This window comes from Erythrobacter longus (genome assembly GCF_000715015.1).
GTDB lineage: Bacteria > Pseudomonadota > Alphaproteobacteria > Sphingomonadales > Sphingomonadaceae > Erythrobacter > Erythrobacter longus.
The window spans coordinates 1,250,257-1,258,909 of sequence record NZ_JMIW01000001.1 but is presented as its reverse complement, the minus strand read 5'-3'; the positions used below and the strand labels follow the sequence as shown (position 1 = coordinate 1,258,909).

Sequence of the window (8,653 nt, the reverse complement as noted above, 5' to 3'; positions counted from 1 at the left end):
CCGGGTCACCGTGCCCGAGGTTGAAAAGCTCATGAGCGGCGATGGATCAGGACGCGTCCAGCGGTAAGGGGCGTGCTTTTTGCTGAGGGCTCTAGGCAGGCCCTAGGATTTCCAGCAAAACCCGGCCATCCGCTGTCAGATCAACCCTCGCCTCAACGCCAAAGACATCGCGCAGCCGATCAGGTGTAATGGTGTCCCGCGCCGTTCCATCAGCGACAATCTGCCCTTCTTTCATCCAGATCAGCCGGTCGGCGTAGCGTGCGGCGAGTGAGAGATCGTGGACAACGCTGAGCAAGGCTCTGCCTTCGTTTGCCAGGCGCTTGAACAATTGCAGCACCTCGTGAGCATGGCGCGGGTCAAGCGCTGCGATGGGTTCATCTGCGATAAGGACGGGGGTTTCGCCAGCAAGCGCCCTTGCCAAATGCACCCTTGCAATTTCGCCGCCAGATAGCGTGTCGGCTGCGCGCTCTTCGAAGCCTTCGAGGTCGCAGGCGGTGATCGCGCGCGCGACGGCGTCTTCGTCTTCTTGGGATAGATGCAAGGGCGCACCGCCATAGGAAAACCGGCCAAGCGCGACGATGTCGCGCACAGGTTGAGGCCAGGCAAGCGGGCGTTCCTGCGGCAGATAGGCGATTTGGCGAGCACGTTCAGCGGGCGCAAGGTCGGACACCTTGTCCCCTGAAATTTCGGCGTGCCCAGCATCCGGCTTCAGCAGGCCCAGCGCGAGGCGAAGAAGGGTGCTTTTGCCAGCCCCATTGGGCCCGACCAAAGCGGTGAGCGTGCCTTTTTCAAGGGCGAAGCTGGCATTTGAAACAAGCGCGCTTTCCCCTGCCGTGTAAGAGAGGTTCTGTGCGACAAACAGGCTCATGCAAGCCTCCTTCGCGCGGCGATCCAGATGAATATCGGCGCGCCGATTAGCGAGGCGACAACGCCCAGTTTAAGCTCAAAATCGGTCGGAATGACCCGCACCCCGATGTCTGCCATCACCAGGAGCAGCGCACCCAGCAAGGCAGATGGCACCAGCAAACGCGAGGCATCATAACGCACAAAGGGGCGCACCAAATGCGGCGCGACAATGCCGACAAAACCAATCGCTCCCGCAATTGCGACGGCGGCTCCGGTTGAAATTCCTGCCCCGATAATGACGGCTAGCCGCTGATTCTTGAGATTGACGCCAAGCCCCGCTGCGGTTTCTTCGCCAAGGCCAAGGGCTGCGAGCCCGCGCCGTGACATCCACAAAATCGCCATGCCTAGCCCCGCCATAGGAGCAGCAAATGCGAGGTCGGCAAAGCTGCGATTGGCAACCGAACCCAGCATCCAATTCACCATATCGGCAAGGCTAAACGGGTTGGGTGCCAAGTTCATTAGAAGCGCCATAAGCGCTGCTGAAAAGCTGGAGAGGCCCACACCGATCAAGATCAGTGTCACGACTGAAAGGTTGCGCAAGGCGGCGGCGGCAACGATCAAAGTCGCGATCAATGCGCCCGCTACGGCCGCAAGGGGCAGGATCATGGGCGAGGTCGCTGTGAGCCCGAAATAGAGCACAAAGCTTGCAAAAAGCGCCGCTGTCGCTGACACGCCAAGGATGCCCGGTTCGGCAAGCGGATTGCGCAAAAGCCCCTGCAAGCCTGCCCCGCTCATGCCGAGGGCTGCCCCGACGAGCGCTGCGGCAAGGCTACGGGGGAGGCGGATGTCCCAGACGACCAGTTGATCCCCCGCGCTTGCCTGAAAAGTGAGAGCGCCCACAACCCTGTCCAAAGGGAGGGGAACTGAGCCAAGCAATAGCGACGCGGCGATTGCAGCGCACAGGGCAATTGCGAGGATCACGTTGATTTTACTCACCGCGCGCACTCTTTGCTGTTTTCGCCATGACCTCAACCGCCTCTACCAGGAACCATCCACCGCACGATGTCCATGCGCCGTCTACGGCTGCGACTGGCAGATCGCTCAGCTGAGCCTGAGCAACCCGATGGCGTGTCGCGCTCCAATTGTGGACCGCGCTGTGTTCGCCTTGGAAAAAGGCCGCAACCACAAGGTCTGGCCGTTCATAGGCGAGACGTTCGAGCGGAATAGGGTGCCACCCAGCGCTCGTCTGAAAATTGCCAAGACCAGCGGCCTTCATAAGCTCATGGACAAGCGTGCCTTCGCCCGCCGTCACTCCGCCCGGCGTCATGTAAAGTGCATCAGGCGCGCCCTCTTGCGAACCCGCCAAAGCGGCAAGGCGGCGATCCATGTCATCGACAGTTTGGCGCGCCTTTTCGCCTTGCCCAAGCGCGCTGCCGATCCGCAGCACTTCTTCGCGAACCTCAGCGATGTTTTGCGGAAAGCCGACTTGGACCACCGGCACGCCTGCGCGCTGCATAAAACCGGCGATATTGGGCTCGCCGCCATAGGACCGCACGATCAAATCGGGTTGAAGCGCAAGCACATCGGCGCTGCGCGGGCGGACTTTTTGAAGGCCCTTTGCCTTATCGCGCAGGTAGGAAAAGCGTTTGTCCGCATCGATTGAAAGCGCAAGAATGTCGTCCCGGTCGGCAAATTCCAGGACATATTGGTCGGCGCAATAATCAAGGCTGACGATACGGGTCGGCGCATCCGATCTTTGCAGCGCGCTTGGCCCCTCATCCTTGCTCCGTGAACAGGCAAGGAGTGAAAGGGTCAAACACGCGGCAAGGATCGAGCGCATTCGCATTACATCGCGTAACGCACGCCGCCAAAGACGGCCCGGCCCGGCTGTCCGAATTGAAAGACGGTTTCGTATTCCTCATTGGTGACGTTCTCGATCCGACCAAACAGTTCGAGCGTCTCGGTGATGGCATAGCTCACCCGCAGGTCAGCGACGAAATAGCCATCGTTTTGCCGTGTGTTTGCGACATCATCAAAGCTGTCGCCCACGATCAGGACGGTCGCGCCAATGCCAAAACCGCTGCGTGTGCGATAGTCTGCCACAAGGCTCGCGGTTTCTCTTGCCCGTCGGGCGAGGCGATTGCCGGTGGTGTCGTCAAAGGCATCGATGATCGAATAATTCAGCGATACGTCAAACCCTTGGACCGGCTGCAAGGCTACGCCAAATTCCCAACCGTCCGCCGAAACGCTGGCGATGTTGTCATAGGTGCCAAAGGGGCGCGGTGCGTCGGGGTCATTGCACGCGGCAAGCGGGTTTTCAAAACAGCTCACAAAGGTGATTTCATTGCTGCCATCGCGGTTGAAATAGGTGACGCCCACTTGCGCGGCGCCATCAAGGAAACTGTGCGTGACGCCCACATCCCAGCTCTCCGATTCCTCAGCATCAAGGGCGGTGTTCCCGAAATTGCTGAACAGTTGAAACAGGGAAGGGGCCTTGAACCCTTCGCCGTAACTTGCGCGAAGGACAGTGTCGCCGTCATTGGGTGAGTAGGCTCCGCTTGCCGCCAATGTGGCCTCGCTGCCAAAGGTTTCATGTTCGTCATAGCGCACCCCGCCGGTCAGGGAGAGGCCGTCCACCGGGACCACGTTCACCTGGCCATAGAGCGAGTTCAGTGACACGTCGGCGATTGTGGGAGGCGCTCCAAAACTGGAGGCGGTAAACTGTGATTCTTCGCGTTCTGCGCCAAAGACCAATTGGGCGTTGTCGCTTGCATCAAACACGCCTTGATATTCAAACCGGCGGTTTTCGCCATTGCCGTCAAACGTCACAAAATCGCTGTCGAGATCGACATTTTCGCGGCTGATGTCGGTGTAGGCAAAGCCCAGACGGTTGCGAAAACGGCCATCAAGGAATGCGGCGTTTAGCCCGGCATAGCCGACGAAATCCTCGCGGTTGGACACTTCATTGGTGTCGCCAAAGGCAAAGGTCGGCGGGGCAAAGCCGTCAATCTCGGTTTCCCCATCGGCATAAAAGCCTCGAAAATCCAGTGAGATATTGTCAGTCAAAGCCACAAGGACTTTTGCGTTGAAGCCAAGGCTTTCAAAGCCATCCGCCTCTGCGCCGCCGCGCGCTTCGTTGAAGGTGGAGATGCCGTCGGTGGTAAGATAGGTGCCGCCAAAGCTTGCCGCGACGGGACCCAATTTGCCTGAGACATTGCCGACAAATTCCGCTGTATCGCGCCCGCCATATTCAGCCCTTGCAAAGACGCCCAGCGCCTTAGTCGGTTCGCGGGTGAGCATATTGACGACCCCGCCAATCGCCTGGCTGCCATAGAGGACCGACTGCGAGCCGCGCACCACTTCTATCCGGGCGATGTTGCCGGTAAGAAGCGGGCCAAAATCAAATCCGCCGCCAATGGACGAAGGGTCGTTCAACTTGATCCCGTCGATCAGCACGACAGTTTGATCGCTTTGCGCGCCTCGGATGGATACACCGGAGGCTGTGCCGATCCCGCCATTGCGGTTGAATGTGACGCCGGGGACGGTGCGCAGAATGTCGATCACATCGCTTGCCTGACGGCGCACGATTTCCTCTTCGGGGATGACACTTACCGATGAACCCACTTCAGAAAGCGGGCGCGCCGTGCGGTTGGCGGTGACGACGATTTGCTCAGAGCCGGTGTTTTCGGCCCCCTGACGATCTGTGTTCCGGTCGGTGGTCTGCGCATTGAGAGATGAAGGTAGCAGCGCAAGGGAAGATATGCCTGCAAGATAAACGCAATATTTCATTGGGTTATGATCCGAAGTATTGCCGCAAGGGAGGCTTTTCCCACCCCCGAACAGCGCAAATGACAGTGGCCCAGCCGCAGCGCACGATCATGCACCCACAGCGGAAAAAACGAGCCGTTACGCTGTCGCTACTTCGGAAAACCAGAACACTTGTGTCCCAGACTTCCCTGTCCCACTGGGCTGGACCCGGCCCCGGACGAACGACGCGATGGCAGGTCTCCTGGCTTGCTGATCGTCACGCCTGAACCGTCTTCCCAGCAAACGCCAATAGGGCGCGCGCCAGTGACACAAGTGGTTCAGGGCTCCCAGCTTACAGTTGCGGGCACAGCGCCGGTATCACACCGGCTTCCCTCTTAGCTTTCCATGCAAGTCGCCGAGACGACACCGCACGGTCCGCACCATCTATGCGCGGGCTAGCCAAGAGGCGTGTTCATGTCAATTTGAAGGTCGAAAAGCGGCTCAGCTCCACACGCCGCGCGTGTCGTAAACGATCTTGTCGCTGCGTTCTTCGGCAGGGATCGCTTTGAACACATCGTGATCGACAAGCAGCAGCAGGATGTCGCAATCCTCCAATGCTTCGTCAATGTCGATCAATTGTGCGCCGGTGCCTGCAAATTCATCGGGAAGCTCGTGCGCGTAAGGTTCAACGATCTGTACGCGTTCATTGTAATCGCGGGCCAGGTTGGCGGCGATTTCGAGCGCGGGGCTTTCGCGAAAATCGTCGATGTTCGCTTTGAACGCAAGGCCAAGGCAGCCGATTTTGGCGTCAGGGTTTTCTTCGGCCAGCACTTTCGCGCGGGCCAGAACATGGTGCATTTTCGCGTCATTGGTCTCGCGCGCTTGGCGAATGATGTTGGCCTCGTCAGGCGCGCCGTGGACGATAAACCACGGGTCAACCGCGATACAGTGGCCGCCCACGCCGGGTCCGGGTTGCAGCACGTTGACGCGCGGGTGACGGTTGGCAAGGCGGATAACCTCCCACACGTCCAGACCTTGCTTGTCCGCGATCATCGAAAGTTCATTGGCAAAAGCAATGTTCACATCGCGAAAGGCGTTTTCGACAAGCTTCGTCATCTCAGCCGAGCGCGCATCGGTGACAACGCATTCGCCTTTTACGAACCGTTTGTAGAAGGCGAGCGCTTTCCTCGCGCAGCGCGGAGTGATCCCGCCGATAGAGCGGTCATTGTGGATGAGTTCTTCCAAGATGCGGCCCGGAAGCACGCGCTCCGGGCAATAAGCGATAGAGATATCCGGCGTCCCCTCGCAAAGACCCGGCATCGCCAGATCGGGGCGCTTTTCCGCGAACACATCGCGCATTTTCTCGGTTGTGCCCACGGGCGAAGTGGATTCGAGAATGACGCAGTCGCCTTTTTTAAGTACGCCAGCGACCTTTTCTGCGGCCTGCAGGATGTAGGAAATGTCGGGTGTATGCTTGCCGTCGTGGCTGAACGGGGTGGGGACCGCGATGACGAAAACGTCGGATTCTTCAACCTCAAGGCTCGCAGTCAGAAGCCCGTCATTGACGACCGCCTGAACCAGGCCGTCGAGATCGACCTCTTCAATGTGCACTTCGCCGCGATTGATGGTGTCGACCACATTCTGGCTCACATCGACGCCCTGAACCTTGCACCCTGCGCGCGCCATGACGGCGGAGGTTGGCAGACCGATATAGCCAAGGCCAATTACGCTGGCATTGAGGGTCGTCTTCTTAAGCAAAATCGCACTCCATTGCTCGCGGTTTCCGCGCCCGCATGGGTGTGCGTTAACGACAAGAAGATAAGATATGGTAAGTGTGTTTCAGCCTAGCTTGCCAAAAGGTCGCATATCCGCAGGGAGGCTTTGCCATCGCCAAACGGATTGTGCGCGCGCGCCATGGCGTCATAGGCTTGGTGGTCGTCGAGTAAGCGATTGACTTCGCGCACAATTGCGCCCGCATCGGTGCCCACCAGCTTGGCTGTGCCAGCCTCAACCCCTTCGGGTCTCTCGGTCGTCTCGCGCATGACGAGGACGGGTTTGCCAAGGGCTGGCGCTTCTTCCTGTACCCCGCCGCTGTCGGTCAACATGATATGCGCGATGTCGAGAAGGCGGGCAAAGTGCGGGTAATCAAGCGGCTCGATCAAGGCGACATTTTCCAGCCCGGCAAGCGCCTCGTTCATGACGGAGCGCACATTGGGGTTGAGGTGGACCGGGAATATGATCGCTACGTCTTCTCGCGACGCAATCTCGCGCACGGCTTTGGCAATCGCTTCCATCCCGTCGCCGAAATTCTCGCGCCGGTGGCTGGTCATGCCGATGATGCGTTTGCCCGCGAAACGCGCTTCGATTTCGGCGAGGCCAGAGGCGAGGCCGGGCTTTGCGGCGACTTCTTTGGTGACCCAGTGAAGGGCGTCGATCACCGTATTGCCGGTCACATGGATGGTCGCCGGGTCCACATCTTCGCGCCGTAAGGCATTGGCCGCCGTTTCAGTCGGGGCGCAGTGCAACTTGGCAAAGCTGCCCACCACTTTGCGGTTCACTTCCTCTGGCCACGGGCGGTAAATGTCGCCGCTGCGAAGCCCTGCCTCGACATGGCAGACAGGGATTTGCCGGTAATAGGCCGCGATTGCGCCTGCCATGACGGTTGTGGTGTCGCCTTGCACGACCACCCAATCGGGTTTCTCTTCGTCCATCACCTTGCCAAGCCCGGTGAGAGCCGCTGCGGTAAGCGCGTCCAAAGACTGGTTAGGCTTCATCAGGTCAAGGTCATGGTGCGGAGAGATGCCAGCGATTTCCAGCACGCTATCGAGCATCGAGCGGTGCTGTGCCGAGACGCAAATGCGGCTTTCAAACCGGCTGTCTGCTTCCAGTGCGTGCAGCAAGGGAAACAGCTTGATTGCTTCTGGCCGTGTGCCGAAGACGGTGAGGATGCGCTTTTGCTCTGACATGGCGGCCCTAATAGACTGTCTTGGTTAGCATTATGTTGCTCTTGTCCTGACCAGCACAATCAGCACGGTGACCAGCCAGATCGCAGCCGCACTGGCAAAGATAAGCAACATCCACTCAGCAAAGCCAAGCGCAAAAGTGAGGGCAAAGACGGCGGCATAGACATCGCGCGAGGTGATGGCGGCAAGAAAGCTCGTGATCTTGGAAGGGCGGCTGTGAAAATTGTTCTTCACAGCGTCAAAAGTAAATGGCCCTCCCATAGCGATGGACCTTGCGCCCAGCGCGGTTAGGCCGGTGGCCAAGATGGCAAGACCCACCGCGCCATAGGTCGCGGCCTCCATCTCGCCTTGCAGCCACAGATTAAGCGAGGCGAGGCTAAGGAAAGCCAGATTGGTGATCCCGTCGATGATCGTATCAAGCTTTGCGCCAAATTCGGACGACCGCCTTGTCGCGCGTGCAATCTCCCCGTCCACCCCGTCAATGACTGAGGCCGCATGGAACAGCAAAGCGCCTGCGATAAGCCCCGCTGCACCGCCAAATGCCAGACATAGCGCCATCAAAAGCCCGGTGAACGCCGCCAAAGCGGTTGCGTGCATGGGCGTGACACCGGGAAATTTGAGCAGCATTTTCGAGATGGAACGCGAAACGGGCCGGTTTAGATAGCGCGAGACAAGACCATCAGATTGCTTGCCGGTTGCGCGGATGATGTCCGAACCGATGGTGTTGAGAAGGCGAATGTGATCCGGTTTGTGCCCCTCATCACTCAGCCATTGGGAAACCGCATCATTGCTTGCCAGAACGACAGGCTCCCCGCACAGCACGGATACAGCGTCCATAATCGGGCTTCCCACGGGCAGGGTATCGTGTGTTGGGTCGCCCATCGCAATGCGCACATCTGGCAAAAGCCGCGCAAATTCCGACTTTGCCCACTTGGATGGTTTCCAACCTCCCGGGACCGCAATAATCACGATATCGCTGTTTCCGAGGCTCTGGCTCTGGTGCAAGATCACCGCAGCGCGTACAGCGGCGGGAATGCCTGCGATCAGATGATTGGCATGCGCGTTACTGGAGAAAAGCAGGACCGCTCTTGCCATCG

At 59.0% G+C, this 8,653-nt stretch carries 7 protein-coding genes and 1 riboswitch; all 7 genes read right to left on the bottom strand.

What is annotated here, in order from left to right; all coding sequences use genetic code 11:
• Positions 1 to 91 precede the first annotated feature (91 nt).
• On the bottom strand, positions 92 to 868 hold the full coding sequence (locus EH31_RS05900) for an ABC transporter ATP-binding protein (protein WP_034958635.1): 777 nt from the start codon (positions 866 to 868) through the stop codon (positions 92 to 94).
• Complete coding sequence (locus EH31_RS05895) at positions 865 to 1,842, bottom strand: FecCD family ABC transporter permease (RefSeq protein ID WP_034959126.1); 978 nt, start codon at positions 1,840 to 1,842, stop codon at positions 865 to 867. The genes EH31_RS05900 and EH31_RS05895 overlap by 4 nt, the downstream gene beginning before the upstream one ends.
• A complete protein-coding gene (locus tag EH31_RS05890) occupies positions 1,835 to 2,662 on the bottom strand; it encodes an ABC transporter substrate-binding protein (protein ID WP_241765836.1) in 828 nt (275 codons plus the stop codon). Before EH31_RS05890 ends, EH31_RS05895 begins: the two co-directional genes overlap by 8 nt.
• A 29-nt stretch (positions 2,663 to 2,691) precedes the next feature.
• Positions 2,692 to 4,635 (bottom strand): TonB-dependent receptor plug domain-containing protein, encoded by a 1,944-nt coding sequence (locus tag EH31_RS05885; protein ID WP_034958631.1) that lies wholly within the window; start codon positions 4,633 to 4,635, stop codon positions 2,692 to 2,694.
• A 193-nt stretch (positions 4,636 to 4,828) separates the two neighbouring features.
• Positions 4,829 to 5,028, bottom strand: a riboswitch (cobalamin riboswitch).
• A 66-nt stretch (positions 5,029 to 5,094) separates the two neighbouring features.
• Positions 5,095 to 6,351: a UDP-N-acetyl-D-mannosamine dehydrogenase gene (wecC, locus tag EH31_RS05880; protein WP_034958630.1), complete on the bottom strand. Its 1,257-nt coding sequence runs from the start codon at positions 6,349 to 6,351 to the stop codon at positions 5,095 to 5,097.
• An 86-nt stretch (positions 6,352 to 6,437) separates the two neighbouring features.
• A complete protein-coding gene (gene wecB, locus EH31_RS05875; protein ID WP_034958628.1) occupies positions 6,438 to 7,559 on the bottom strand; it encodes a non-hydrolyzing UDP-N-acetylglucosamine 2-epimerase in 1,122 nt (373 codons plus the stop codon).
• A gap of 30 nt (positions 7,560 to 7,589) precedes the next feature.
• Positions 7,590 to 8,651, bottom strand: coding sequence for a CDP-alcohol phosphatidyltransferase family protein (locus tag EH31_RS05870; RefSeq protein WP_034958627.1), 1,062 nt, complete (start codon positions 8,649 to 8,651; stop codon positions 7,590 to 7,592).
• Between the last annotated feature and the right edge of the window lie 2 nt (positions 8,652 to 8,653).

What these genes read in the sequence shown, in the direction of transcription:
- EH31_RS05900 (WP_034958635.1), bottom strand. Translation starts at nt 868, where the DNA reads ATGAGCCTGTTTGTCGCACAGAACCTCTCTTACACGGCAGGGGAAAGC.
- EH31_RS05885 (WP_034958631.1), bottom strand. Translation starts at nt 4,635, where the DNA reads ATGAAATATTGCGTTTATCTTGCAGGCATATCTTCCCTTGCGCTGCTA.
- wecB (WP_034958628.1), bottom strand. Translation starts at nt 7,559, where the DNA reads ATGTCAGAGCAAAAGCGCATCCTCACCGTCTTCGGCACACGGCCAGAA.
- EH31_RS05870 (WP_034958627.1), bottom strand. Translation starts at nt 8,651, where the DNA reads ATGGCAAGAGCGGTCCTGCTTTTCTCCAGTAACGCGCATGCCAATCAT.